The 25,163-nt window shown below is 64.1% G+C and carries 26 protein-coding genes; 19 read left to right on the forward strand and 7 right to left on the reverse strand.

The genetic code is table 11. The annotated features are described in order from the left end of the window. The first annotated feature begins 2 nt into the window (after positions 1–2). The 16 genes from BV95_RS04810 (at position 3) to BV95_RS04885 (ending at position 17,654) form a co-directional block, all read left to right on the forward strand. The gene (locus BV95_RS04810; protein ID WP_037448065.1) at positions 3–1,328 is read left to right on the forward strand and encodes a TraB/VirB10 family protein; all 1,326 of its coding nucleotides are present in this window, start codon (positions 3–5) and stop codon (positions 1,326–1,328) included. Further along, on the forward strand, positions 1,315–2,184 hold the full coding sequence (locus tag BV95_RS04815; protein WP_037448068.1) for a DsbC family protein: 870 nt from the start codon (positions 1,315–1,317) through the stop codon (positions 2,182–2,184). The genes BV95_RS04810 and BV95_RS04815 overlap by 14 nt, the downstream gene beginning before the upstream one ends. Further along, on the forward strand, positions 2,181–3,230 hold the full coding sequence (locus BV95_RS04820) for a TraV family lipoprotein (protein WP_037448070.1): 1,050 nt from the start codon (positions 2,181–2,183) through the stop codon (positions 3,228–3,230). The genes BV95_RS04815 and BV95_RS04820 overlap by 4 nt, the downstream gene beginning before the upstream one ends. Then, positions 3,230–5,821, forward strand: a complete 2,592-nt coding sequence (gene traC / locus BV95_RS04825; protein ID WP_037448072.1) for a type IV secretion system protein TraC — start codon at positions 3,230–3,232, stop codon at positions 5,819–5,821. The genes BV95_RS04820 and traC overlap by 1 nt, the downstream gene beginning before the upstream one ends. A 4-nt stretch (positions 5,822–5,825) precedes the next feature. Further along, entirely contained in the window at positions 5,826–6,182 is a 357-nt protein-coding gene (locus BV95_RS04830) for a hypothetical protein (RefSeq protein WP_037448074.1), read from the forward strand. After that, the gene (locus tag BV95_RS04835) at positions 6,175–6,834 is read left to right on the forward strand and encodes a type-F conjugative transfer system protein TrbI (protein WP_037448075.1); all 660 of its coding nucleotides are present in this window, start codon (positions 6,175–6,177) and stop codon (positions 6,832–6,834) included. Before BV95_RS04830 ends, BV95_RS04835 begins: the two co-directional genes overlap by 8 nt. Beyond that, a complete protein-coding gene (locus BV95_RS04840) occupies positions 6,815–7,351 on the forward strand; it encodes a S26 family signal peptidase (protein WP_037448078.1) in 537 nt (178 codons plus the stop codon). Before BV95_RS04835 ends, BV95_RS04840 begins: the two co-directional genes overlap by 20 nt. Continuing rightward, the gene (gene traW / locus BV95_RS04845; RefSeq protein ID WP_037448081.1) at positions 7,348–8,004 is read left to right on the forward strand and encodes a type-F conjugative transfer system protein TraW; all 657 of its coding nucleotides are present in this window, start codon (positions 7,348–7,350) and stop codon (positions 8,002–8,004) included. The genes BV95_RS04840 and traW overlap by 4 nt, the downstream gene beginning before the upstream one ends. Further along, the gene (locus BV95_RS04850; RefSeq protein ID WP_037448084.1) at positions 8,004–8,273 is read left to right on the forward strand and encodes a hypothetical protein; all 270 of its coding nucleotides are present in this window, start codon (positions 8,004–8,006) and stop codon (positions 8,271–8,273) included. Before traW ends, BV95_RS04850 begins: the two co-directional genes overlap by 1 nt. Further along, on the forward strand, positions 8,273–9,289 hold the full coding sequence (gene traU, locus BV95_RS04855) for a conjugal transfer pilus assembly protein TraU (RefSeq protein ID WP_037448087.1): 1,017 nt from the start codon (positions 8,273–8,275) through the stop codon (positions 9,287–9,289). Before BV95_RS04850 ends, traU begins: the two co-directional genes overlap by 1 nt. Positions 9,290–9,299: 10 nt before the next feature. Further along, complete coding sequence (gene trbC, locus BV95_RS04860) at positions 9,300–10,043, forward strand: type-F conjugative transfer system pilin assembly protein TrbC (protein ID WP_037448090.1); 744 nt, start codon at positions 9,300–9,302, stop codon at positions 10,041–10,043. Next, entirely contained in the window at positions 10,043–11,881 is a 1,839-nt protein-coding gene (locus BV95_RS04865) for a conjugal transfer protein TraN (protein WP_037448095.1), read from the forward strand. The genes trbC and BV95_RS04865 overlap by 1 nt, the downstream gene beginning before the upstream one ends. A 24-nt stretch (positions 11,882–11,905) precedes the next feature. Beyond that, a complete protein-coding gene (locus BV95_RS04870; RefSeq protein WP_234703101.1) occupies positions 11,906–12,301 on the forward strand; it encodes a hypothetical protein in 396 nt (131 codons plus the stop codon). Between the two features lie 231 nt (positions 12,302–12,532). Next, complete coding sequence (locus BV95_RS04875; protein WP_037448097.1) at positions 12,533–13,357, forward strand: conjugal transfer protein TraF; 825 nt, start codon at positions 12,533–12,535, stop codon at positions 13,355–13,357. A 65-nt stretch (positions 13,358–13,422) separates the two neighbouring features. After that, a complete protein-coding gene (locus tag BV95_RS04880) occupies positions 13,423–14,823 on the forward strand; it encodes a conjugal transfer protein TraH (RefSeq protein ID WP_037448255.1) in 1,401 nt (466 codons plus the stop codon). A 23-nt stretch (positions 14,824–14,846) separates the two neighbouring features. Continuing rightward, positions 14,847–17,654: a conjugal transfer protein TraG N-terminal domain-containing protein gene (locus BV95_RS04885; protein ID WP_037448099.1), complete on the forward strand. Its 2,808-nt coding sequence runs from the start codon at positions 14,847–14,849 to the stop codon at positions 17,652–17,654. Between the two features lie 8 nt (positions 17,655–17,662). On the opposite strand, the gene BV95_RS04890 is transcribed toward BV95_RS04885, so the two are convergent. Further along, positions 17,663–17,866, reverse strand: coding sequence for a hypothetical protein (locus BV95_RS04890; protein ID WP_037448102.1), 204 nt, complete (start codon positions 17,864–17,866; stop codon positions 17,663–17,665). A 69-nt stretch (positions 17,867–17,935) separates the two neighbouring features. Here BV95_RS04890 and BV95_RS04895 point away from each other — a divergent pair, with 69 nt between their 5' ends. Both BV95_RS04895 and BV95_RS04900 read left to right on the forward strand, forming a co-directional pair. After that, on the forward strand, positions 17,936–18,256 hold the full coding sequence (locus tag BV95_RS04895) for a hypothetical protein (protein WP_037448105.1): 321 nt from the start codon (positions 17,936–17,938) through the stop codon (positions 18,254–18,256). A 218-nt stretch (positions 18,257–18,474) separates the two neighbouring features. Next, positions 18,475–19,314 carry a hypothetical protein gene (locus BV95_RS04900; protein WP_037448108.1) on the forward strand — a complete coding sequence of 280 codons (840 nt, stop codon included), beginning with the start codon at positions 18,475–18,477 and terminating at the stop codon, positions 19,312–19,314. Positions 19,315–19,325: 11 nt separating this feature from the next. On the opposite strand, the gene BV95_RS04905 is transcribed toward BV95_RS04900, so the two are convergent. Genes BV95_RS04905 through BV95_RS04920 form a run of 4 tightly spaced genes read right to left on the reverse strand, consistent with a single transcriptional unit; the run spans position 19,326 to position 22,057 of the window. Next, positions 19,326–20,063 carry a hypothetical protein gene (locus BV95_RS04905; protein WP_037448260.1) on the reverse strand — a complete coding sequence of 246 codons (738 nt, stop codon included), beginning with the start codon at positions 20,061–20,063 and terminating at the stop codon, positions 19,326–19,328. Between the two features lie 58 nt (positions 20,064–20,121). Then, positions 20,122–21,396 carry an abortive infection family protein gene (locus tag BV95_RS04910; protein WP_037448111.1) on the reverse strand — a complete coding sequence of 425 codons (1,275 nt, stop codon included), beginning with the start codon at positions 21,394–21,396 and terminating at the stop codon, positions 20,122–20,124. A gap of 32 nt (positions 21,397–21,428) precedes the next feature. Further along, entirely contained in the window at positions 21,429–21,818 is a 390-nt protein-coding gene (locus BV95_RS04915) for a type II toxin-antitoxin system VapC family toxin (RefSeq protein ID WP_037448115.1), read from the reverse strand. Continuing rightward, positions 21,815–22,057: an AbrB/MazE/SpoVT family DNA-binding domain-containing protein gene (locus tag BV95_RS04920; protein ID WP_037448118.1), complete on the reverse strand. Its 243-nt coding sequence runs from the start codon at positions 22,055–22,057 to the stop codon at positions 21,815–21,817. Before BV95_RS04920 ends, BV95_RS04915 begins: the two co-directional genes overlap by 4 nt. Before the next feature lie 695 nt (positions 22,058–22,752). On the opposite strand from BV95_RS04920, the gene BV95_RS24525 reads away from it, so the two are divergent. After that, positions 22,753–23,388, forward strand: coding sequence for a site-specific integrase (locus BV95_RS24525; RefSeq protein ID WP_234703097.1), 636 nt, complete (start codon positions 22,753–22,755; stop codon positions 23,386–23,388). 434 nt (positions 23,389–23,822) lie between these two features. Here the strand turns inward: BV95_RS24525 and BV95_RS04930 are convergent, their stop codons facing one another. Next, positions 23,823–24,380 (reverse strand): hypothetical protein, encoded by a 558-nt coding sequence (locus tag BV95_RS04930; protein WP_037448120.1) that lies wholly within the window; start codon positions 24,378–24,380, stop codon positions 23,823–23,825. A 492-nt stretch (positions 24,381–24,872) separates the two neighbouring features. After that, positions 24,873–25,160, reverse strand: a complete 288-nt coding sequence (locus tag BV95_RS22985) for a hypothetical protein (RefSeq protein ID WP_081873278.1) — start codon at positions 25,158–25,160, stop codon at positions 24,873–24,875. Positions 25,161–25,163: the final 3 nt, after the last annotated feature.

Here is a 25,163-nt window from a genome sequence, read left to right on the forward strand (position 1 = left end):
CCATGGCCTTTGCGGACATCTTCAATCGTAAGCGCAAACCGCTCGACGAGGGCGAAGGGGAAGGTGTCTCGCCCGTCGGCGGCGAGCTCGCCGGAAACGAAGCGGTCCGTCGCAAGCAGCGCATGCTCTTGGCCGGTGCCGCCGGTGTCGGCCTTCTGGTCTCGTCGATGTGGATCTTCAGCGGCGACGACGTGTCGAAGACCTCGGATGGCGACGAGGCCGAAAAGGTCGAGGTTTCGACCAAGGACCTCGTCAACCGGAACCTGTCTCAACAGGAGTGGATGGCGCTGTCGGAAAACCGCTTCGCCTCGACGGAGAACCAGCTCAAGTCGGCGAACGGTCAGACGGCGCGGGTAGACAACCTCGCCGCGCAAGTCGAGGCGCTAAAGGGCCAGAACCAAGCGATGCAGGCCGACGGGCAGCGGGTGCTCTCTGCCTATCAGGCTGAAAACGAGCAGCTCCGCAAGCAGCTGAACGAGCGCCCTACGGCGCCCGCGCCGGCACCGGGGCCGGCAGCCATGTACGGGCCGAATGGCCCGCAGGCCTATCAGCGACCTGACGCCGGGGCAGGAGCCCCGGGAGCGCTCTCGGTGAGCCGGTCGGCGGAAGTCAAGATGGTCAGCTTCTCGACCACCGACACAGGAACCGCGTCGAGGGTCACCAAGGGAAATACGGTCTATACCGACAGCCCGAACTACCTGCCGCCCAATAGCTTTGCCTCCGCCAAGGTGATCGTCGGAGTCGACGCTGCGGCCGGGGTGAACAGCCAGACCGATCCGCTTCCCGTCGTTCTGCGTGTGACGGGGCCGGCGCGGTCGGTGCTGCAAAACGGCAAGCTTCTTACGACCAAGATTCAGGGCTGCTTGATCAACGGCGCCGCGCGCGGCGAACTGTCGAGCGAAAAGGTCTACGTCAAGCTGCAGAAGATGACCTGCCCGCAGCCGGGCGGGCGATATGCGGTTTCCGAGGTCAAAGGGTTCATCGCGTTCGGTGGAAAGACCGGGGTGCGCGGCCGGGTCGTCTCCCGCGAAGGCGGTCTCGTTAGCCAAGCTTTCATCGCCGGTCTGGTCGGCGGGTTCGGCCGCGGCTTCTCGGCAAATGCCAATTCGTTCCTGACCCAGCCCAACGTGACGGTGAACGGTCAACGTCAGAAACTCGGGCTCGGAGACATAGCCCAAGGCGGCTTCGGCGAAGGCGTCGCTCAGAGCGGGGACATGGTCTCGAAATATCTGATCGAGCGCGCCGAGCAATATCAACCGGTGATTGAGATGCCGACCGGCATCGATGTGGAAATCGTCTTCCTGGAGGGTGTCTATGTTCGCAATTGATCGTTTGCGCCGGCGCCTGTCGCCCAAAGCCATGATGGTGCTGGCCGTGCCGCTTGTGGGGATCGCCAGCGTTGCCGTCGCCGCGCAGATGGCCAACCCGGGCAGCGTCGAGGTGGCCAGCCTCCTGAAGGCACGGCTCCCCAAGACCCCGCTGACGAAGGTCGACTGCGAGAAGGTCAAGGGGCTGTGCGAGGTCACCGCCGACTCGAACCTCTTCTATGTCGACACCAAGGCCCGATACCTGATCATCGGCCGTGTCTATGACATGGAGACGCGGCAGGACCTCACCGCGGCCCGGCTCCTCGAAATCAACCCCGACATGCTGGTGGGAGGCGCCGCGAAGGCCAATGCGGCGTCGGCGGATGGAGACGAAGAGTCGGCTCTCGCGCCGCCGCAGGGCCGGCTGCAGAAGACATCACTTCCGGCCCGGCCCGCCACGCTTTCGCTCGATGGCCTGCCGAAGGACGGCGCGATCGTGTGGGGAAATCCTGCGGGGCAGACAGTCACCGTCTTCACCGACTTCCGCTGCGGCTACTGCCGCGCTCTCACGAACGTGCTGCGCAGCATGGACGTGCGCGTCGTGGAGCGTCCGATCTCGGTCCTCGGCAGCCGCGACATCGCCGATCGCGTCTACTGCGCGAAGAACCGGGAGGAAGCCCTCCACGCTGCCTACGCCGGTGAGCCGTTCAAGGGGGGAGCATCCTGCGACACCTCCGGGCTCGATGCCAACGAGGCGTTCGCACACAAACATGGCCTGACGGGGACGCCGGTCATCGTCCGAAGCGACGGCGCGGTCCTCGAGGGCTATCGACCCAAGGAGTTCCTGCTGAGCTGGATCAAGGAAGGGCGGTCGTGAGCGCCCGCTGCCTTACCAGCGCCGCTCTGTGCGCGGCTGGCCTGCTGACGCTGCCCGGGTGCACGACCTTCGGCGGCAACGTCAAGGGCAGCTTCTCGTGCCAGGCACCCGACGGAATCTGCGCTCCCTCCTCGACGATCGACGATCGCGCCATGGCGATGATCTCGGGCGAGGCCGGCGACGTCATGATCCCCGCGGGACCATACCAAGCCGCGCCGCAGCCGCCGCAGCGTTCAACGCGGACCGCGCTCGCGTCGCCTCGCGCCGCGACCGGCGAAACGCCTGCCGCCCGGACGCGCGAAAAGGTGCTCCGGATCGTCTTCCAACCCTATGTCGACGATCGCGGCCGCCTCCACGAGGCCAGCGCTGTTCACACCGTGGTGCAGTCCGAATGGCAGGCGGAGGCCCTCGCCGACGCGAGACCAATCCCCGACCGCAATGCGGCCGCGGCCGCGCCGGCCGAGCTGAGCCTTGTCGAGGCGGTCGATCGTGAGGCGCCGGGAACCGTCGACATCGCTGCGTTCGATCCTAACTTGCCAGATCCCGCCGTCGTGGCCGCGGCGCGCGCGCGGGGTTCCGACCCCGTTGCCGCCATCAAGGCGGACGTTGCGAAGCGTCTGACAGCGAAGCCCGAGCGGCGCACCACGCGCTCGAGCCTGTCCGTCTCCGCTGACGCCCGAGCGTCTTCCGCTACATCGGAGACCGGAGCGGCGGCCTCTGCTTCGCAACCCGCAGTCGCCGACGCCAAGCCTCTCAAGGACCCCGCTCGACCCGCTGCGGTCCCGCCGGCCGTAAAAAACCGCCAGCCAGCGTCGCCGGCGTCATTGGCGAAGCAACCGGCGCTGGAGAGCGAGGGCGGGGCCAGCTCCGGCCCTGAAGCCATGGCGCGCGTGAAGGCGAGCGAGGCCTACCGGGATGCCGAGGCACATGTCCAAGGCGTCGCGCGGCAGGCCGGAGAAGACCCGGCACTTCCGAGCATGAAGCCTCTGACCAGCCCCACCATTCGCGCCGCGAGCTTTCCGGCGGCCGTCCCGGAGGACAAGTGATGAGCGCCAAGGCTGGCCTGTTCGACAACCTGCTGTCGGGCGTCTTCGGTGACAGCAAGCGCCCTGATGCGCAGCGGCCGGATCTTGCGGTGCCTATGCTCGCCCATTGGCTTCCGTACCGGAGCTACGATCCGAAAACTGCCATCTTCTACAACTCGTCTTCCCGAGGCTTCGTGATCGAGGTGTCGCCGCTGGTCGGTGCCGACGAGCGCACCGGCGAGATACTGACACAGTTCCTTTCCGAGGGAATCCCCGCGCCCGGTTGCCTTCAGTTCCACGACTGGATGAGTCCCCGGGTCGGGGAGCGGCTCTCGAAGTGGTATCTGCCACGCTATTCCGCGAGCGGCGTCTATGAGCGGATGGCCAAGCATCGGGTCGACTTCCTGACGGAAGGCGTCTGGAATTCGCTCTCGGCCGACGCACCGTTTTGCCTGCGCAATCACCGGGTCGCCATCTCCTATTCGACCCCGGAGAGCTCGAGCGTCTCCAATGAGGAGATCGTCGCCGTGATGGACGGCCTGGTCTCGGTGCTCGGCTCGATAGGCGTCTCGGCGCGGAAGATGGATCCGGTCGCGCTGATTGGCTGGATCGACGACATCACATCGCCGACCACCGCGGCGGGCGAGGACGTGGTCAGCTACAATCCGCTCGATCCGATCGCCGACCAGGCGGTGCGGCGCGACATCGAGATGCGAGTCGATCCGGATCGCATTCTGCTGCGGACCGAACGGTTTCGGCCAACGGGCAAGGAGGTCGATGGCGCGCCGGAAATCGGCGAGATCTATCCCGACGTCTTCGACGTTCGGTCGTTCTCCGTTCGCAATCTTCCGCAGCGCTGGGCACCCTGGGATTGCGCGCGCCTGATCGGTGACATGTTCGCCGACAAGCTGCGGATGCCCTGTCCGGTGGCCACCAACCTGTGCCTAGACTTCCCCGATCCGCAGGCGTCGAACAACAAGGCCAGCTTCAAGTTCATGCGGACCACGAGCCTCGCGGATTCGAAGTCCGCCCGGTTCTTGCCCCAGCTGCGCGATCAGTCGCAGGAGTGGAAGTTCGTCAACGACGAAATTCGGCAAGGGCGCAAGCTGGTGCGCCTGTTCTACAGCGTCACATCATTCTCGCCGAAGGGCAGGGGAGACGCCAACGAACGTATCCTGAAATCCGTCTACCGGGCGGCGGGCTGGGATCTGCTCGACGATCGATACCTCCAGGTCATGGGCCTGCTCTGCGCGATGCCCATGACGATGGCGAACGGGCTGTCGAGGGATCTCGATCGCATGAAGCGCATGCGCACGATGCTGAGTACCACCGCGGCGAACCTTGCTCCCATCCAGGGCGAATATCTCGGCGGCCATACGCCGCACCTCCTGCTGATCGGTCGACGGGGCCAGCCATTCTTCTGGAGCCCGTTCGAAAATGCGGCCGGCAACCACAATGTCGCGGTGTTCGGCAAGAGCGGCAGCGGCAAGTCCGTGGCGCTGCAGGAGCTGTGCGCCTCGCTGTGTGGCGCGGGATCCAAGGTGGTGGTCATCGATGATGGCCGGTCGTTCGAGCACTCGGCGAAATTGCAGGGCGGCGCTTTCGTCGAGTTCACCATGTCCAGCGGCTTCTGCCTGAACCCGTTCTCGATGATCGATGAAAAGCAGGCAGCCGAAGACGAGGACTATCTCCTCGACTGCATGGCGATGCTCAAGGCGATCGTGAACCAGATGTCGCGGCACATCGACCGTCTGACCGACACGGAACGTGGCCTGATCGACGGGGCGGTCAACCGGGTCTGGGAAGCGCAGGGCCGTAACGGCTCGATCGACGATGTTATCGCCGCGCTCAACGATACCGGCCACGAACTGGCCTCGCACCTGGCAATCGCCATGATGCCGTTCTCGAGCGCAGGCACCTACGGCAAGTTCTTCAAGGGCGAGGTCTCGTTCGAACTGCAGGCTCAGCTTACCGTCTTCGAGCTCTCCGATCTCTCGTCGCGCGAGGAACTGCGCAGCGTCGTCCTGACGGCGATCATGTTCATGTCGCAGCAGATGATGCGGAAGGTCGACCGGTCCATACCCAAGGCGCTGCTGCTCGATGAGGCCTGGCAGATGCTGCGCGGCGGCGCGATGGCAGACTTCATCGAAACCTATGCCCGCACCTGCCGCAAATATGGCGCGTCGCTGGTCACGGCCACGCAATCGCTCAACGACTACTACAAATCCGCTGGCTCGATCGCGGCGCTCGAGAATAGCGACTGGTTTGTCATCCTTCAGCAGAAGCCCGAGACCATCGCGGATTTCAAGAAGCACGATCGCTTCGAGATGGACGACTACACCGACGCCTTGCTCCGCTCCCTGAAGAGGAACGGCTTCGAATATTCGGACATCATGATCAAGGGGCCCGACACCCTGGCCGTCGGCCGACTGGTCCTCGACCCCTTCTCCGCGGCGCTCTTCTCGTCGAGCCCACGGACCTTCGCCGCCATCGAGGCGATGGTCGCTGACGGGCTCAGCATGGACGAGGCGATCGAGCGGATCGCCTTCCCCAACAACCCCGAGAAATGGGCGACGCCCGCCGAAGATCCGGCGGCGATCGCGGCGGAGTGAACCGATGGCGACCCTGGCTCCTGTCGACGCCGACAGCACCCGGCAGCGGCGCAAGATCGACCTCGGCTTCCTGCTCTATTTCTACCTCCACATTGCGGGGTTCCTCGCCTCGACCCTGCTGATCACATGGGGGCTGTTCGTCCTGTTCTTCCTCACGATCGGCGGTCTCTCGTTCGACGGGATGATGCACCAGCTCAACAACATGGCGAGCCGATACGTCGCGGCCGACGCGGCTCGCGTGGAGTCGTTCAAGCACGTCCTCGTGGTCGCGCACATGCTGCTTTCCACCGCAATCATCGTCTTCCGCCGCCACAGCATCCTGCCCTCGCGCGACCCAAAGCGGAGCAACGTCAATGGCTGACCAACCCGAACTCGATCTTCCCCCGCCCGTGATTGCTTCCGCACCTGCCGCGCCCTCCCGTGGGCACCGCGGCTTCGCTGGGTTCACCCGGGCTCAGCTGCTGATCGGCCTCACGCTCATCTTGGGGCTGGTCTGGTCGATGTGGGTCACGAAGGCGCTGATTGCGCCACGCGAGGAGCACATCGTCAAGGCAAGCCTGTCCAACATCGTTGGGGAATATGTGAGCGCGCAGGCCCGCTCGGCATCCCCGCCAGCCCAGGTCGAGGCCGAGATGCGCGCTTTCATGTCGTCGCTCGACCATGAGCTTCAGCGCCGCAGCGCGAACGGTCAGGTGGTTCTGGTCGGTGAGGCGGTGCTGACCAAGAACGTGCCCGACATCACGGACAGTCTCAGGAAGGCGGTGTACGCAAGCGGAGTGCGCCCGCCCCGGCAGGCGAGCGCTCAGGAGTTGCAGCAGCTCCAGCAACAACTGCCGCCGGCGCCGATCCCGCAAGCATTTGCCGGCCCAGCGGCCACGATCGATCCCATGGCTGCCGCGCCGCAGAACATGGTGCCGCAGCAGGCGATGCCGGTCGGCATGCCTGCGGCGCCGACCGCGCCCGGCGCCTCGATCTCGACTTTCGGAGGCCAAGATGGCGGTAACGGCCGATAGGGCGCCGGCACCCGTGTGGCGGCCGCGCAAGCGGCTGTGGGGGCTGTTCGCCGCTTTCGTTGCCGGCAGCGTCGTGCTCGGGGCGATGAGCGAATGGCGAGACGATCATGCGCTGCTGATCAACACGACGGAGTCGCTGCCGAACTGGGCGTTCATCATCCATCGCAACAAGCTGCCGACACGCGGTGACTATGTCTTCTTCGACCCGCCGGCGAGTGAACTGTTGCGCGCGCATTTCGGGCCAAAGCCGCAGATGTTCGGGAAGATCGTCTACGGCGTGCCCGGAGACGTGGTGGCGCACTGGCACAGTGCGGTGACCGTCAATGGCCGTGTGGTGGCCTACACCAAGACGAAGACCAAATCGGGCGAGCCGCTCGCGATAGGCCCGAGCGGCGTCATCCCCGCCGGCTGCTATTATGTCGGAACGCCGCACAAGGATGGCTTCGATTCCCGCTACGCCGCGATCGGCCTCGCATGTCAGCGACAGATCGTGGGAACCGGGACGGCTATCCTGTGATCCGGCTGCTTGCCCCGCTCGTCGGCATTGCCAGCCTGGGCGCGGCGGTGCTGCTCACCGGCTCCCAACGTGGGGAGGCAAGCGATTTCGGTCAACTGGGGCAGACATACCCGGTGGCCGAGGCCGACTTGCTCTCGACAATCGAGGCCCGGCTGAAGCGAGCCCAGGCAACGGGTGAGATGGACCGCGTGAACGCGGCCTTCGCCAAGCGAGCGGAAGCGAAGGTCAGGCGGCCCGTGCCCGTGGCAGGGATTTCTCCGGCCGAGCAGGCGCGAACCTGGAATTACGATCCGACGATCACGCTCGAGCGCGAGATCCGGGACCACAAGGGGCAGCTTATCGCCGCGGCCGGCCAGAGGATCAATCCGCTCGACTTCGTGTCGATGCGCCAGAACCTGGTCTTCGTTGATGGCGACGACGCTGGACAAGTCGACTGGGCGACGAAGCGCTTCACCGAGCTCAACGCGAAGATCATCTTCGTCAACGGCTCGCCGATCGAGTCCATGACGACGCGCAAGCGCCGGTTCTTCTTCGACCAGGAGGGTCGACTCACCAGCAAGTTCGGCATCCGGCATACGCCGGCCGTCGTCTCGCAGGCGGGCAAGCTGCTCCAGGTTTCCGAAACGGTCCTCAAACCGGGAGGCCGCAGCTGATGCCGTTGTGGCTCGATCTTCTGCGGACGCCGATGGCGGCTCCGGAAACGCGGGCGCTGCGCCGCATGCGCTTGTCGTGGCAGGCCCTCTGCCTCTCGCTCGCGCTCGTCGCAGCCTTCTTCGCGCAGATCCACGCCGTGCTGGGACGCGCGGCGCCATGCCTCGCCCTCGGGTTGCTGGTCGCGGCCGGGCTGTACACCTGGCTCTACCTTTACCGGAAGAATGCCGCCGACAACGCCTTTCTCGAGCGGACGGGGGAGGGGCGCTGATGCGCTGGCTACGAGCCTTCCTGGGTGCTCTGGGGCTGCTGATGGTCACAGTGGCGCTGACACCGCGCGCCGAGGCGGCGCCGACCTGCACCGGCAAGTTCGTCAATCCCATCACCGACGTCTGCTGGTCGTGCCTCTTCCCGCTCTCGATCGGCGGGGCGAAGATCTGGCCCGGAAGCCGGCCGGACACCAACAATCCGGCCTCGCCAATCTGCGCCTGCGCCGACCCGCTCCCCCGCATCGGCATCTCGGTCGGGTTCTGGGAGCCGGTGAGGCTCGCCGACGTCACGATGAAGCCCTGGTGCTTCCCCAATCTTGGAGGCACGCGCATCGCGCCCGGCTTCGACATCGGCCAGGGCTACCTTGCAGGACCGTCTATGGTCGGGGGGCGGTCGCAGAGCACGGCCAAGTGGCACGTTCACTGGTACGTCTATCCGCTCCTATACTGGATGGAGATCCTGACCGACTTCCTCTGCTTCGAGCAGGCGTCGTTTGACATCGCCTATATGACGGAGATCGATCCGCTTTGGCAGGATGACTCCCTCACCGCGATCATCAATCCGGAGGCGGTCGTCTTCGCCAACCCGATCGCCCAGGCGGCCTGCGCCGGCGACTGCATTGCCGGAACCGCGGCGCTCCCGCTCGATGCTCTGTTCTGGTGCGCTGGTTGTCAGGGCAGCATGTATCCTCTCAATGGCAACATCCCCGCGTCGATCGGGCATGTCCAGTCGTCCCGCCTCGCGCTGTCCCGCTTCGCCTACAAGATGCACCGCGAGGGCCTCGCGTGGGGCACGATGGGGTCGGAGGGCCTCTGCAAAAAGTACCTCATGCCGATCATGCGGAAGCAGCAATACCGCTTCCAGATGGTGAACCCGATCCCGACGGTCAGCGGACGCTTCGCCTGCTCCGCCATCGGCGCGTCGACCATGCCGCCGGATGCCGGCCGAGCCTTCCCCGCCGGGGGTGAGGACATGGGCTACCTGGTCTGGCGTAAACGCAACTGCTGCGTGTTCTGAGGAGGGAAGCATGCGCCTTTTGGTATTCGGCATCACCGCGCTTCTCGCCACTGCCGGCCTCTCGGCGCTCGCCCAAACCGTCGACGGGCTTGACGTGCAGACGGTGAAGAAGCGGGCCGCGGACCTCGCTGCCGAGGCACAGGCTTTCGTCGATCAGGTAAAGGACCGCGGAGACGAGTTTCGTGAGCAGGCGACCGTCGTCCGCCAGTCGGGCATGGACAACATGCAGCGGGTCGCGACGACGGAACTCCCGAAAGGACCGGACGGCAAGATCGACTTCGACGAGCTGGTCCAGGGTGCGGCGAAGAACGCCAACGTGCCGGGCGGAGATGCGCCGCAGTTTATCGTGTTCGCCAGCCTGTCGATGCCGCCAGCTTCGCTCAAGCAGCTGATCGCCGACACCGCGCGGGCAGGGGGGGTCGTCGTCTTCCGCGGTTTCCCGAGCAACTCAGCCAAGGAGTTCGTCAGCCGGCTTGGGCAGATCGTCGAGAAGGACGACATGCCGAACATCGGCATCGATCCGCGCCTCTTCCGCGCTTTCAATGTGCAGGCGGTGCCCACCTACGTGGCCGTATCGTCGACCTTCGACCTTTGCGCCGGCTTCTCCTGCGAAACCAAGGTCCCACCCCATGACCGCATGGAGGGCAACGTCACGGTCGACTATGCCCTCAACACCTTCGCCGATGCGAATGGGCCAGGGGCCCGAATTGCTTCCGTCGCGCTCGCGAACCTCGCCCGGAGCCGGCGCCAGTGATGCTCCGGTCTCTTGTAGCTGCTCTCGTCAGCGTCTGCCTGGTCGCCAGTCCTGCTGGTGCTCAGCAGATGACGGTCGAACAGGCGCGCGAGGAGGGAAAAGCCCTCGGCAACGCCAAGCGGCAGGACGAAAGCCTAGTACCTACGTCGGAAGCTCAGGCCGCGGCCGTTCCCGGTTATACCGGCACGAGCCAGCCTCAGAGCACCTATTTCGACGATCCGGACGCGCTTGTTGCAGCGGGAACAGCGCAACGCTCGACCAATGATTCCTATCGGACGGTCACTGACCCGGACCACACGCGGGCGACCTTCAGCAACGCCGAGATCCTAGCAACCACCAATCGCGCCACGACGGTGGAGAACAACCCCGAAGCCTATCTGCAGGGCGAGAACATCGGCTCGGAGAGTGGGCAATGTCAGCCGCTTCCGCCCGGATCGGGCGCGGGTGGCTATTACGAGGCAACCTGCAACACCGGCACCAAGGTCGACGAGACTGCGCCCGTGTGCCGGGTGCCGCTGGTGGTCGACGTCACGCCCGGCGTGAACAAATATGTCTATACCTGTGAGAACTGGTCGCGCTCGGCGGCGCAGGGTGGCGACAACCGGAGTCGCCGATGCGTGCCGGCCTTCAATGCTCCGGTCGCCAACGGCGTTTGCCGCGAACGGTCGCGGGAGACCGTCATGTACGACGTCTGCCTCCAGGGAAACCCACGTTTTTGCACCGAGCCGGACATCCGTGAAGGCGAGATCATTACCTACGAATGCGACAGCGCTGCGGTGGCGGGCAGGCCATATACGATCGAAACCGTCGGCCAGGTCATCAACGAACGTAGGGACGAGGGTGTCTGCAACAGCGCGACCGCCGGCCAGACGTGTGAGCTCACCTCCGAAACCTGCGTCGACTCAGAGCCGACTACCCGCACCATCAACGGCGTCGCGGTCACCCAGGCCTGCTGGCAGTGGGAGAGGCAGTATTCGTGTCACCGCCTTTCCCAGGGCGATGATTGCGGCGATCTCGAGGGCAATCGCCAATGCACCTTCCTGCGTGAGGATTGCCTCGACGACCCGCAGCAAGGGGAGTGCAAGGTAAAGGAGAAGGTCTACAGATGTCCGACACCCGACGCGCCGACCTCGAACGCCCCACAATATATCTGCGGCAACGACGTCTACTGCATCAACGGGGACTGTGAGCCGATCACGCGAGAGGCATCGACCGAGTTCAAGGATGCCCTGGTCGCGCTTCACGCGATCGATGATGCCTCGAAGGGGTTCGATCCGAACAACCTGACGGTGTTCTCCGGAACGCGGGACACCTGCCATAAGCCTGTCTTCGGTCTCATCAATTGCTGCGCCGGCAAGGTCTCCGGCGCGCTGACGCTGGCGGCCGGTGGTGCCGCGCTCGCAGGCGGGCCCGTGGCGATCGCCGCGCTCGCGACGCCCTTCCTCGCGTTGTTCGCCTGTTCTCAGGATGAGATGAAGCTCGACATCAAGGACCGCATGGGGCTCTGCCACAAGGTCGGAACGTGGTGCTCGTCGAGCTTCCTCGGCATCTGCAAGACGAAGAAGACCGCCTATTGCTGCTTCGAGAGCAAGCTCAGCCGCGTGCTACAGGAGCAGGGCCGCGCCCAGATCAACAAGCCGTGGGGCAGCCCGAAGTCCGAGCAATGCAAGGGCTTCACCATCGCCGAGTTTCAGCTGCTCGACTTGTCGCGAATGGATTTCACCGAGGTCTACGCCGACTTTCTCGACGCCGCGAAGCTGCCGGACGAGGTCCAGACGATGACCGAGATCCAGGCGAAAATTCAGAACTATTACGAGCTTCATGGAGGCACTCCATGACGATCAGAGGACCAGGTGATCGACATGACGGCCGTGGCGAATGACGCTCGCACCGCTGGCTCTCCCGGTTGCGACTGGAAGATGACGGTGTTCGAGCTTGCGATCTTCATGTGCGTGTTTCGCGCCGGGCGGGCGCCTCGCTTGGAGGAGATCTGCCATGTGATCGGCGAGTGGTTCGAGTGCGCGGTGGATCCGAGTTCGGCGGCCGCGCCGATCGAGCACATGCTGGCCAATCGCTGGGTCGCGGAGGAGAGCCACTGCTTTCGCGCGACCGAAGAAGGCCGGAGCGCGGCGCGGCCTTTGATGAACGGTCTCATCCGGCTGCTGGATCAGGGGACCCGCCTGATCGACGTCGCCCTGATGATGTCCGTGCTGCGCCTATCGAAAGGAGAGTTGGATCATGGGCTCCGTAATCTTTGAGCCGGCCGTTATCGCCTGGCTGCTCGCCGGCACAATGCTGCCAGGCCCACTAGGACCCGGCGCCTCCGCGCCAGTTCGACCCGCCTCCGCCTGCAGCCGCGGCACGCCCTCCACGGCCCAATTCGATTGCTGCCTTCACATCGCGGCTTGGGACACGCCGCCAACCACCCAATCCAACCACCCCGCGCAATCCCAGGATCGTGCGGCTGACCCGAAGGAAGGACGATAAACATGTCGAAGATGGCAACGCTGGCGATGGTCCTGCTGACGGTCGCACCGGTAGCGGCCCCGCTGCGGGCGCAGGACGCAGGACGGGCCGACGATGGTGTCGAGGCTGTCGGTCGCGGTGACGATTTCTATTGTGGGGAGCGCAGGCTCGGTCAGTGGTTTTACTGCACGAGGCCGAAGGCGGCCGAGACCGTCAAGGTTCAGCCGCCGGCGGCTGAACCGAGCGCGGCCGAGCGTCTCGCCGCGATCACGCGGCAACTGGACGAACTGAAGGCGCGCGCCATCCTCGATCCCTCGGAAGCGAATGTCATCGCCTATGTGCGCTTCCAGCGCGAGCAGCTGGACCGCGCTTCGACGTTCTCCGATACCTGGCAGCGGGCCCTGTGGCAGAACCCGGACATCGACTACACGCTTCAGCGCCCCGTCAACACGGTGGCCAAGCGGACCTGGCTCGACAACCGCAAGGCAGATCGCGACCAGGTCCTCACCAACCTGAGCCAGCGCTATGGCCTGTTCTACTTCTACGCGCAGAGCTGCGGCGCATGTGAGGTATTCTCGCCGATCCTGCGCTCGGTCGCCGACAGTCACCGCATGGCCGTCATGGCGGTGTCCATGGACGGCGGCCCGAGCCGAGACTTTCCGAACTATGTCGTCGATTCCGGGCAGCGCTCCAGAATGGGGATTTCAGGCAACGAAACGCCCGCTCTCGTGCTGTTCGACACCGCGACGAAGCGAACGATCCCGGTCGGCTATGGCATCCTGAGCGCGGATGAGATCATGGATCGCATCTTCATGCTCACCAACACCAAGGTGGGGAGCGACTACTGATGTCCAGCCATCGACAAAAAGGGCGCCTCCGGAGGCTCGCCCACCGTGCCGGCACCGTGCTGACGCTGGTGGCCGCATCCCACTTCGCGCTGATCGGCGTGGCGCGCGCGGATGTCGCCTCCGAGATGAACGGCTTCTTCAACGACGCCGGCGGCGCCGCGAACGTAACCGGGCCGACGGCCTTCCAGGGACAGTCGGCCGGCTATTATTCGCTCGGCAACGTGTGGACACGCTTCCCGCAGAAGAGCGTATCGCCGTTCAACTTGCAGCTTCCGAGCGCGCGTGCGGGCTGTGGCGGCATCGACCTGTTCTCGGGGTCGTTCAGCTTCATCAACGCCAGCGAGATCGTGGCGATGCTGAAGGCGACCGCCAACAACGCGCTGGGCTTTGCCTTCAAGCTGGCGATCGATAGCGTGTCGCCAGAGATCGGCAAGGTCATGGACGAGTTCAGCCAGAAGGCTCAGCTCCTCAACCAGATGAACATCTCGAGCTGCGAGACGGCGCAGGCGCTTGTCGGGGGCATCTGGCCTCAGATGGAAACCACCCGTTCGACGATTTGCGAGGCGGTCGGCAACAGCCAGGGCGTGTTCTCCGACTGGGCCGCGTCCCGGCAGGGCTGCAACAACGGCGGTCAACGAGATGGGACGCTCGCCGGCAATACCGATCCTCACATGAAGGAGCAGATCGTCGGCGACCCGCACAACTACACCTGGGAGGCGCTGAAAAAGTCCTCGAAATTCGGCGCGTTCGACCAGGCCTTCTCCGAATATGTGATGACCTTGGTGGGAACGATCGTGACCACGCCTCCGACCGGCAGCGATCAGGGGCCGAAGGTCGTGATCTACGGTCCTGCCGAAGAGGCGGTCGTGACGGCGCTGTTGGACGGCACCGCCAGTGCGCCTCAGGTGAAGATCCTGAAGTGCAACAACGAACTTTGCACGGACGTGTCCGACCAGACGCTGAGCGTGCCCGAGGCGAGTGCTCTTCGGCCAAGGATCGCGACGATGATCAAGAGCATGAGCTCGAAGATCCGCAGCGACACTGCGCTCGACGCGGCCGAAAAGCAGCTCCTGAACATGGCCACCGTGCCGATCTACAAGATTCTCGCGGTGCAGGCCTATGCCCACTATGCGTTGACCGACGGCGAGATCCAGACGCTGTCCGAGATCGTCGCGGTCGACCTTCTTAACGCCATGCTCGATAATATGCTCGACCGCGTCGAGCAGGCGAAGGTCTTCTATCAGACCGCAGACCAGGAGACGGCCGGGCAGTGGCGCCAGCAAATCGCCGCCACCCGCGCCAAATTCGCGCAGCGCGACGTCAAGCTTAGCAACAAGCTCCAGGTGACGATGCAGATCATCAACCGGAGCATCATGCTCGAATCGACCCTGCAGAACAGCATGACGCCGGGCATGTCCTCGGCGCTCAACTTTTCGCGGGGCTTGAACGCGCAGGGCCTGCTCTAGGCGCGGAAGGGGAGGGTTGCGACGTGCTCGAGGTCTTCACCGTCGGCGGGGGCGAGTATCTCGTCAACACCTTCAATGCCGTGGCAGCGTGGGCCGGGGGAGGGGGTTACAAGTCGCTCATCCGGGTCGTGATGGTGATGGGCCTGATCTACTCGCTGCTTGTCGTCGCCTTCACTCTCAACTTCCGCGCCTGGATGAACTGGTTTCTGCAGGCGACCGGGATCTATCTGTGCCTCATGGTGCCGACGATCGACGTGAAGGTCACGGATCGCATCAATCCGAGCCTCGCCCCGGCGACTGTGGCCAACGTCCCTCTGGGGCTGGGCGTCCTCGCGAGCTTCACCACGCAAATCGGCGACTGGCTCACGCGTACCGCCGAGACCGTCTTTGTGATGCCCGGGGAGCTCAACTACACCACCAACGGAATGGTCTATGGGGCTCGGCTGTTCGACGCGACCCGCAACTTCGTGATTCGAGATGCCGAATTCTCGACCAACCTCGAGAGCCACTTCAAGAACTGCCTTTTCGGCGACGTGATGCTCTACCAGAAGTCCCTCACCAACCTGGCGAAGGCGACCGACCTATGGGCGGCTATCGGACCCGGCTCGGAGGCTCGGTCGCAGGAATGGCTGGAGCGCCAGGGTGATGGGACGGTCCAGAACTTCATCGTCACCTGCCGGCAGGCTTATGACAGCCTCAACGGCCAGTGGGCCGGGATGATCGAAGCCAATGCTGAGCCTTGGGCCAAGGAGGTCTATCCCAAGCTCAGCAACGCGGTCGCCGCCGCCAAGCTCAAGCACGACCTGCCGATCGTCAACTCGGCCTTCACGGGCTCAGGTGACGACTTCACCGGCGTCATGCGCCAGAACACGGCGATCAACGCCTTCATGCAGGCGCGCAACTCGATGGCTGGCGGAAGCGGGGCTGCATCGATCGACACCTTCGCACAGACGCGAGCCGACATTCAGGCGCGAAACACCTACAATTCGATCGCGCAGCAGGCGATGGCCTGGGTTCCGATCTTGAACATCGTGCTCACGGTGGTCTTCTTCGCGATGTTCCCCGTCATCTTTCCGCTCTTCCTGCTGCCCCAAACCGGGCTGAGCACGCTGAAGGGCTATGCGATGGGGTTCTTCTATCTCGCGTCCTGGGGGCCGCTCTACGTCATCCTGCATATGATCTGTATGACCCGCGCCGAGACTGCCGCGAACGGCGTGGCTGGCGGAGGAATGTCGCTGGGAAGCTATGCCGGAATCGGTGCGGTGAACGGGGAGACGGCGACGATCGCGGGCTTCATGCTGATGAGCATCCCGTTCCTTGCGGCCGGCCTGGCCCGCGGTGCCATGTCGATCGCCGGGCAGGCGACATCGATGCTCGCGCCAGCGCAGAACGCAGCCGAGGCTGCCGCGCTCGAGCAGACTACCGGCAATTACTCCTACGGCAATGTGAGTTGGGCGAACTCGACCTCGAACATGCGACAGGCCGACCAGTGGTCAACCGCCCCCAGCTTCATGGGCGGCGCGGCGAGTGTCGGATGGCGCCAGGATAACGGCGCGCTCATCAACGGGTTCGGCAACGGCCAAGAGGTGTTCGATACCGGCGGGGCGATCTCACGGCTCTCGTTCACTCCGACGGCCACGACTGGCACGGTTGCCGAATGGCGTGAGATGGCGAGCGAGGCCCACCGACAATCACAGGCGTACGACAACGCGGCGCAGGAGATGCTCACCTGGACAAAAACCGACCGCAGCGCCTACGGCACGTCCAGCGAGCGATCTTCGGGATGGGATTCGAGCAGTGGCCGCGCGGCCAACACCTCGATCGAGCAGTTCGACCGCACGACAGGAAGCAGCTCGCAGGGTCTGGAGGATCGGTCGTCAACCGGCCAGAGCCTGGCGGTGTCGAACGGCCATGATCGGTCCGCGGGCACACTGGACCAAGTGTCCGGTTCCATATCGGCCGGCCTTCCGCAGGGTGCAGGCGGCTCCAAGGGCGGCATCGGACGAGTTCTTGGCCGCCTCCCCGGCATTAGTGGCAGTGTGTCTAAGCAAGGGCAGCAGCAGGACACCCTTCGTCATGGAACCACCGATTCTCGCTCCTCTGACAGTTCCAGCACTGCGAGCAGCGGTGTGCGGGACGAGCATTCCAACGGCACGGGTGCGACATCTTCGGATGGCACCTACGATCGGTCTGGAGTGTTCAGTCGGGCGGCGACAACGTCAAGTTCTTCGCTGACCCACGAGCAGGCGTTGGCGCGGGCCCGGTCTTACACTGAAACTGCGCGCAAGCTCGAGGAACTGTCGCAGCAGCTGTCGCGCGACGCCAGCTACGCCGAAACGCATGGCATGCAGCTAAGCGAGAACATGAGTCAGGATCTCGCGCAATGGTATCGCGCGCAGCAAGCTTCCAATCCTGGACTTGACGCTCCCGAGCTCTGGGCGACCGATCTTAGTGACCATCAGCGCGCCGTCCGCCAGGAAATGGTGACGCGCTGGATGCGCGAGAAGCAGGATGACATCCGCGAGGAGATTGCTGGCAAGTTGCATGAGCCCGACCTCGTTCAGGTCCACAGGCCAAGTGTCGACAGCGCAGCGGATGTCGCCGGTTCGTACCGCCCGCATGGCGTGTCGGGTATCCCGTCAGCGCCGGCCGGAGGCGATCCCCGCGCGGCGCAGGCGGTGATCGAGGGCGGAGAAGCAAGGCTCGACGATGACCGGACAGCGGCCCAGGCGGCGCGGGCCAGCTCCGTGCAGGCTTCTGTAGGCGTGCAGCAAGAAGTCCACCGCGACCACAATCGCGGCTTCTTCAACGATCCGAAGTTGCGCGAGTGACCGCCGCCTTAAAGAGCGAAAATGAGGTAGCCCACAAAGCCGGCCAAGATCGCATACGCCACCAAGTAGGCAGCAGCGCTCGCTTTGCTCACGTTGCCGTCGGCGTCGGTCATTGGCCCCTGAGGCTCGATGCCATTCTCAACAAACTGGATAATCGGTCCCGCCGGGTTGTCCTGCGTCATCAAGAACGTCGCGGTGTCCAACTCGCGCATGAGAACCTCCGAACCTGTCCAACATACAGGGTTCGAGGTTTGTTCACAAGCCATTGAGGACACGGCTGAATGACAAGAAATCAGCTTGGGCGAAAAGAGGGGACGAGCGCCGCGCCTGAACTCGACGTGGCCGACTGGGCGGTGTTCGGCTTCTCGTGGATGCTTGTGATGGTCGTCGGCCTGATGCCGATCGTCGAGACGAGCCTGAGGCGCTCGCCTTCCATTTCGATGCCGGCAGTGATTGCCTTTTTCGTAGCGGTCGCAAGCGGCCTTGCTCTTAGACGGCGACATAGCTGGGTGGGGCTAGTGCTTCATATCTTTGGACAGATCGTTATCTGGCTGTCGATCTTTTGTTTATCGCTCGCGATCGCCCTTTATACAGCCGGCTAGGGCGACGCTGGACTGACGTTGGCGGTGTTATAGGTTAGCAACTGCCCACGCGCCGACCGAACTACCTTATCACAGCCGCGCTTTCTCAGCGTCTTCCTCTGCGTATTGGCGGGATCATAGCTTACGAGCTGCTTGGCAGCGTTATTTCCTTCCCCGACGCCCGGCACGTTCGTAAGCTCTAAGGCGTCCGGCCACCATGTCGCCAGAAAAGGGATCGCATGTTCAACCTGATAATGCGGTGGTTCGACTGGGCCGGTGGCGTCGGGACGATGCCCCTCGTGCGAATGTTCGAATACACTGAGGATCACGTCGCCGATCAGTTTCGCCAGGAACGACTTCCTTTGCTCGACCGGCTCACTCGTCTGCCGTGCCTCTTCATGGGCGAGGGCACCGGCGAGGAGGTTTGTCACGTCGGTACGATCACCCGCGCGCGCGTTGCCAATGGCGACGTCCATTTCGAGTTTGTCCTTGACCGGGAGGTGCCGCCTCTCACCAATGCGACCGTCTTTGCCGGCCGCGGCCAGCTCGATATGCCGCACGACTTCGAGTTCTCTCGCAACCACTGGGCAGTGAAGGATATCGACCTATACCGCTTTCTGATGCGTAACGTCCGGCCTGGGCGGCAGCGACCGAGCGTGTTCCAGCTCTCCGATCATGAGAATATCGAGCCCCAACTGGCCTCCGCGATGATGCCATTCGATGCCGCCTTCACACCGGTTTACGATAGCATTCGCGAAGCCGCCGAAGCCGCTGGCCTGCGATGTCGACGAGCCGATGATATTTGGGAGAACCCCGCCATCATCCAGGACGTCGTGTCGCTGATCGATCGGTCCCGGGTGGTCATCTGCGACTGCACTGGGCGCAATCCGAACGTCTTCTACGAGGCGGGCATCGCGCACACCCTCGGCCGTGAGGTGATCCTCATCACTCAGAGCGGTCAAGACATTCCTTTCGATCTACGCCACCTGCGCTACATTCCTTATCTGAATAATGGAGAGGGCCGCGCCAGTCTCTCGGCGGCGATCCGTGGCCGACTCCAAACGATCATCGGGCACTAGCTTGTAGCGTCCTACCGCCGGAGCGCCGCGAACCGGGATCGTAGGGCTCCCTCAAGTGTCTGCCGTCCCTCGCCGTTATTAAGGTACGGCTGATATCGATGGTGTTGCAGGTCAAAGGGGATGTCGGCCGCGGATTGAGTGATCGGCACAACATGTTTCCTAAGCGTATGAGCAATCCCGGCTTCGTAGAAGACGTTCGGATTGCGACCGGTGAAATCGCACACCACGATGTGCGCCTTGAAGATCAGCGAGAAAACGTCTTGAATCACTGCTGAGTGCAGCCAGATGTCCTTGGCGCGCAGCGTCCGGTAGCTGGCCGCGGCGGCCGCGCGCGTGATCGTCTCGAACACAGGTTCGAACTCGGGCGCGAAGGGGGTCATCACCGCGATAAGGTCTGGCTCGACGCTACCCTCCGGTACCTCGAAAACGCTTGGTGTGAAGATGATGGTGCGACCCTGACCAGCGCTCGTGGAGATGAGCTCGCCGTCGTCGCCGTAGCGATCGCGAATGAAGCGGGCGACGATCTGCAGGTTGCGCGGATCCCGTTCGACGATCGAAAAGAAGACCCCATGAGCGTTACCGGAATAGTCCGGATCGTTGAAGCTGAGGCTTCGCAGCAAGCGATCGTGCCCCCTAATCGCATCGAGCGCACCGGTGTGGACGCCAAGCTCCTGCCAGTCCCCGGCATTGAAATTGGCGACGGCGAGTCTGGCGAGCCGGATAAGCCATTGACGATCATCGTCGCTCAAAGGTGACTGGAGCACTGAACGATTTCCTTCTTTGCTTGATGCGCGGTCGCCTGGCTCATTATTCCGCCGTTGACGTTGGCCGGGGCGCAGCACCGGGCAGGATGCGCTGATGGTAGGTCTCCGAGACGAAGTCGATGAACGCGACCGCGGCGGCAACCGCTAGCCGGGCGTGACGCGGCTCGAGGCCGCGGTGCTTGCCATCGCGGCCGTGCCCGGAGCCGTAGAGACCGCGGATCTCGGCAAGATACTGGGTGATCGTCGTCAGGTTGCGCAGCAGCAGCCGGATCGCCTCGGCGCCCTTCGCCTCGTCGGAGATGCCCTCGGGCACGAGCTTCAACTCCTTGGTGAGCAGCTTGGTGAGCTCGGGCAGCGTCGCCGTCTTCGGGAAGGTGACCGACTGGCGGGTCAGGATCGACTTGCAACAGGTCTCGACCAGGTCCTTGGCGGTGCCGATCGCCAGCGCCGGATCGGCCTCGACGGAAACTTCGAGGCGCTCGATTTCTTTTTGCATCCAGCCGGCGTCGAGAGCATCGGCAACGGTTCGCGCGCGGGATACCGACCGGCCGCCGGAGATGCCGGCACGCCGGGCAACAAAGCGGGGACGCCCGGCAATCCACTCTTCCTCGACCAGCTCCCACCCATCCTGGCGAAGCTGGTCGTTGTACTGCGCGACGAGCCTAATTGCCTCGTCCTTGTCGGGCCGGACGACGGGGTGGACGGTCTCGCAGAGGAAGCGCAGGAAGGTGTCGTCAGGGCCGTTCGCGAGCCCGAAGCGTGCGTCGTCATAGACCCAGTCGTCACCCCAATCGAAATTGTTGACGCGGTGCTGATAGATGTCGCCAGCGGCATCCTTGTAGCGTGAGTCGTATGAGGGAAGCGCGTCGAGCGCATAGATGCGCGCGAGAAAATCGACCTCGTCGAGCTTGCCGCTCCAGCCCACCGAGTCGATGCGCAGTCCATCTATGATGTTTTGGCGAGTCTGCCGCCGGATCCGCGCGTTGGGCCGCGCCAGTGCGCCAGGATCAGCCAGTCGCGGGACGATCTTGGCGCTGTACCAATCCTCGGTAAATGGTTCGAGCACCGCCTTCAGTCGCTGGGTTATTTGATCCTCGATCCCGTCTTTCGCCCCGCCGAGCAGAGCATAGTCGGCGGGCTCGACCGACAGGTAGACCGTCCACTGCTCGGTACCGCCGTTCCAATTGTCGTACCCGGTGCGCTCCACCCGGGGCGTCGCGCCGCGCAGCAGTTCGGCCGCCTGCTGCATCCGCTCCGCCGTAAGCAGCTCCTCGACTGTCGCGAGATAGCGCGACGGCTGTTCCAACAGATCCTGCATCCAAGCGCTCTCCAGCCTATCATGTCGTCCGCTCAGCGGATCGCCACCACTTTCGCGCCGACGTCTGTGGCCACATCCTTCCACGCGCGGTCCGCGGTATAGGCCGGCACGCCAAGCCGCTTTGCGAGCGCCAGGCAGAAGCGGTCGCCGAGCGCCAGCCCGGCCGCGCTGGTCGCAGCGCGCAGCGCGCCCGCCTCCCAGCCCAGCGCCTCGTCCGCGGGCACGACGGTGTAGGGCAAGGCACCCAGCATCGCCCTGATATCCTCGAGCGGAGCGCCGAGGTGAACGAAATGGCTCACAACCTCGGCCTGATTGAACACCCCCACTGCCGCCTCACTCACCACGCCGGCGACCTTACTTCCTCCGCGCTCCCCCTTCAGCAGGGCCAGGATGGCGGAGGCATCGAGAACAGCCTCCGTCACTCGCCGCTGTCCGTCCGGCGGCTTGCGAGGAAAGCATCCACGGAGGCGTCCGGATGGCCGGCATATTTCTTGGCGATCGCCTGCGCCCGCGCCACCGCCTGATGAACGGTTCTGAGCACCACCCCATCCTCGGTTTCCTCCAGCAGCACCGCGCCGCCGCCCTCGAGGCCCAGGCGCTTGCGGATGCTTGCGGGCAGGCTCATGCGCCCGTTCGGGGTGATGTTCACTTGCACTGTCATGAGTCCCATCGCTCCGTATGTGGTAAGCGGTAGTCGCTTTACCACATCTTCCAGTTTGGGACCAGCATCGCCGGTCGCGTCGCAACCAGCACGACATGACATGTGCAGTAATTAGCGATAAACGCGATTCCCGCGAAAAAGATGTTGGCGGTTTCGGGAGCACTCGCATACGTTCGCCGGCATGATCGTCGCGGTCCACAGCACATCCGAATTGCCGACAGTGCGAGCCGGATCAGCATGACGGCTCCTGCCGAGGAGGAACCGGTAAACAGCGACGCGACCATCGCCAGCGCGATGGTCGTGCTAGATCACATCGCCACTCTCGAACCCTTTCTGCCTGAGCTTGCTCCAAGCGACCGCGAACGCGTGGACGCCTATGTCGCGCGCGCCTCGGCTGAGGCGACGCTGCGCGCGTACAAATCCGACTGGCGGCTGTTCTGTGCCTGGTGCGGCGAAAATGGCTATCGCCCGCTACCTGCGAAGCCGGCGACGGTCGCCGCCTTTCTGCCGAACACGGGTTCGTTCCCGCTGAGCCGAGGCGCACCAAACGAGGAAAGATTCTGCCGCGGAAAAGCCCGGCGCCTCTTGGCCGCGCGACGATCGGCCGTCGGCTTGCCGCCATCGTCTTCGCCCACCGCGCTGCAGGCCACGAGCCACCGACGACCCAGCCTGACGCCGCCCGTCTGGAAAAAGCGATGCGCGGCATCCGCAAGGACAAAAAGGGAGAGCAGCCTAGCAAGAAGCGCGCGGCCGACGGCGACGTGCTGCGCGATATGCTCCGCAGCATCACCGGCGAGGATCTCCGTGCCTACCGCGATCGCGCGCTGCTCGCCATGGGGATGGCCGGCGCCTTCCGCCGCTCCGAGTTGGTCGCCATCACGATCGCCCGCGTCTCGGAGGATGACCGCGGTCTGTTGGTGCGGATCCCATCATCGAAGACCGATCAGGAGGGCTATGGTCACACCGTCGCCATTCCCGACGGGCGTCGTCTCGAGCCGGTGCATCATTACCGGGCGTGGCTCGACAAAGCAGGCATTTCGGAGGGGCCGGTTTTCCGCAAGCTGACCCCGCAGGGGAGGCTCACGGAAAAGGCGATGAGCGCCCAGGGCGTCGCCCTCGTGGTCAAGGCGGCCGCGATCGCAGCTGGATACCAGCCCGAAATGTTTTCAGGCCACAGCCTGCGAGCCGGATTCCTGACCGAAGCCGGCCGGCAAAACGCCAACCTCTTCAAGATGAAGGAGCACAGCCGCCACGCCTCACTCGAGATGGTCGCCGAATATGTCCGCGATCATGAACGGTTTCGTGAGCACGCTGGCGAAGGCTTTCTCTGATGAACCTTGAGGACATGCGTGGCCGAGCGATATCACGAATGCACAGAATTGATTTCGCACACCTTCTCGCAACGACGGCTTACCTGTCGGTCTGCTCGGACTAGCTGGGTTCGGCCGTCCGTGACTTCGCTGCTGAGGGACATCGTCAGTTCGACCCGCGCGGCTCCGGACGCGTCTACCCGTTGAGCGTTGAGACGATCGTCAGCGATTTGGTGGATCGGGTGGACTGCTGATCGGCAAAGGCACGCGACGGGGCTCGTGACCCATTCACACCGACCGTCGTCTCTCCGATGAACTGCCGGCACATCAGGGCAGCATTCTCGAGGTGAGCGGATCGGGAGCGACCGTCGACGAGATTCATTGTGGCCGACCAACTGCGGCAGACAAAACTTCAAAGTCGAGGTAGGTCTCAATCGGAACTGACCGTAGCCGGTTCAGCGCGTTGCGTGAAGCGCCTTCATGGCTTCCTCGGTGACCGTGTAGACCGCTTGCCGCTGCGCGCCGCGGTTCTGATGGTCTACCCGGTAGCCCTGATAGTGCCGACGCACGAAGCCGGCACGGACCAGTTCCGAGACGGCCCGGCTGACATTCGTGCGGCCCGAAAGCCTGATCCGCATGCGAACCTGGGCTTGCACGATGCTATCGGCCGCATCGGGATCCGTCGGCAATGCGCTCTTGGCTTCCAGTTCCTCCCGGACTTTGTCCGCGATGGCGAGGCGCCTCGGATCACGCTGGGCGACAGGAACGAGGGCTTCGCAGAGCCAGTCGCGGACGGGAATGCGTTGATCGCCTTCGCGGATGTAGGGACCGGCCGACCCCGTGTTCGCGCTGGCCTGGGCGATGAGATTGAGGACCATGAAGCTGTAGCGCGGCCGCTCGCACGTTGCGGTCAGCCGCTCGAGGATACCGGGCAGATCGAGCGGACGCGCAGGCTCCTCCTCGTTGGCCGGCGCGGCCTGCTCTTCGAGCGAGAAGAGATCGGGCTGGAACATCGGAACATTACAAGCACAAACCGACGCCGGAGTGAATCCCTCTTGGGCATTCGCCACGATCTTTGACCGCTCGTGGCACTTTGCCGGGCCCTTCTCGCTGCGATCAGCCCCTCGTTTTTCCAGCTATACCTGCCTCATGCCGCCATCGACGCAAAGCTCGGCCCCGGTCAGGAAGCTGGCGGCATCGCTGCTCTCGCCTAGGATCGGTCGCGTGAATGATATCGGGCGCCTTCCATTTTGACGTGATCGAAAGGTAGGCGCGGCGGTGCCGAGACCGGCGTCTCACTGGGCGTACGTTGACGTTTGTCCTTGAGCTTCGACAGAAGATTTGCTGGCGGATAAGACCGCGCGTGGCACTTTACCGGCGGGTAAAGTGCCACGGCTGGTTCCTCGGCTGCTGGCAGAAGTCGGTGCGCGAAAATGGCGAGGAATGCCCCTTGCGAGGGGTGAAGTGCCAGGGCCGACACTGTCGAGATGCGGCTCAGCCGAATGTCAGGAAGGCGAGATTTCGGTGTAGCGGCCCGCCTGCCGCAGCTGTCGGACGATAGCGTTGAACGCTGCTGTGACGCCTTGGGCACGGCCGATATCATTCTCCTGCTTGGCGGCATCCCAGTAGAGTTCCAAGGGCCAACGCTCCGGGCAGTGCTGGAGAAGGCAGCGAAGCGCCAGGCGCACCTCCACGCCATCGACGCGGCCGTCGGAGGAGCGCGTCACGCCTGACCGAAGGATATGGAGTGAGAGCGCGATGACGACGCGCTGGTGACGCGGAAGCTCTGCCACGGA

Source organism: Sphingobium chlorophenolicum (assembly GCF_000722875.1).
Taxonomy (GTDB): domain Bacteria; phylum Pseudomonadota; class Alphaproteobacteria; order Sphingomonadales; family Sphingomonadaceae; genus Sphingobium; species Sphingobium chlorophenolicum.

Excerpts from the sequence above, each read along its gene's own strand:
- BV95_RS04830 (WP_037448074.1), top strand. The coding sequence starts at position 5,826 with ATGGCGACCCTGGCTCCTGTCGACGCCGACAGCACCCGGCAGCGGCGC.
- BV95_RS04930 (WP_037448120.1), bottom strand. The coding sequence starts at position 24,380 with ATGTTCCAGCCCGATCTCTTCTCGCTCGAAGAGCAGGCCGCGCCGGCC.
- BV95_RS04815 (WP_037448068.1), top strand. The coding sequence starts at position 1,315 with ATGTTCGCAATTGATCGTTTGCGCCGGCGCCTGTCGCCCAAAGCCATG.
- BV95_RS04875 (WP_037448097.1), top strand. The coding sequence starts at position 12,533 with ATGTCGAAGATGGCAACGCTGGCGATGGTCCTGCTGACGGTCGCACCG.
- BV95_RS04910 (WP_037448111.1), bottom strand. The coding sequence starts at position 21,396 with ATGCAGGATCTGTTGGAACAGCCGTCGCGCTATCTCGCGACAGTCGAG.
- BV95_RS04895 (WP_037448105.1), top strand. The coding sequence starts at position 17,936 with ATGACAAGAAATCAGCTTGGGCGAAAAGAGGGGACGAGCGCCGCGCCT.
- BV95_RS04840 (WP_037448078.1), top strand. The coding sequence starts at position 6,815 with ATGGCGGTAACGGCCGATAGGGCGCCGGCACCCGTGTGGCGGCCGCGC.
- BV95_RS04850 (WP_037448084.1), top strand. The coding sequence starts at position 8,004 with ATGCCGTTGTGGCTCGATCTTCTGCGGACGCCGATGGCGGCTCCGGAA.
- BV95_RS04900 (WP_037448108.1), top strand. The coding sequence starts at position 18,475 with ATGTTCAACCTGATAATGCGGTGGTTCGACTGGGCCGGTGGCGTCGGG.
- BV95_RS24525 (WP_234703097.1), top strand. The coding sequence starts at position 22,753 with ATGCGCGGCATCCGCAAGGACAAAAAGGGAGAGCAGCCTAGCAAGAAG.
- BV95_RS04890 (WP_037448102.1), bottom strand. The coding sequence starts at position 17,866 with ATGCGCGAGTTGGACACCGCGACGTTCTTGATGACGCAGGACAACCCG.
- traC (WP_037448072.1), top strand. The coding sequence starts at position 3,230 with ATGAGCGCCAAGGCTGGCCTGTTCGACAACCTGCTGTCGGGCGTCTTC.
- traU (WP_037448087.1), top strand. The coding sequence starts at position 8,273 with ATGCGCTGGCTACGAGCCTTCCTGGGTGCTCTGGGGCTGCTGATGGTC.
- BV95_RS04920 (WP_037448118.1), bottom strand. The coding sequence starts at position 22,057 with ATGACAGTGCAAGTGAACATCACCCCGAACGGGCGCATGAGCCTGCCC.
- BV95_RS04865 (WP_037448095.1), top strand. The coding sequence starts at position 10,043 with ATGCTCCGGTCTCTTGTAGCTGCTCTCGTCAGCGTCTGCCTGGTCGCC.
- BV95_RS04870 (WP_234703101.1), top strand. The coding sequence starts at position 11,906 with ATGACGGCCGTGGCGAATGACGCTCGCACCGCTGGCTCTCCCGGTTGC.
- trbC (WP_037448090.1), top strand. The coding sequence starts at position 9,300 with ATGCGCCTTTTGGTATTCGGCATCACCGCGCTTCTCGCCACTGCCGGC.
- BV95_RS04810 (WP_037448065.1), top strand. The coding sequence starts at position 3 with ATGGCCTTTGCGGACATCTTCAATCGTAAGCGCAAACCGCTCGACGAG.
- BV95_RS04835 (WP_037448075.1), top strand. The coding sequence starts at position 6,175 with ATGGCTGACCAACCCGAACTCGATCTTCCCCCGCCCGTGATTGCTTCC.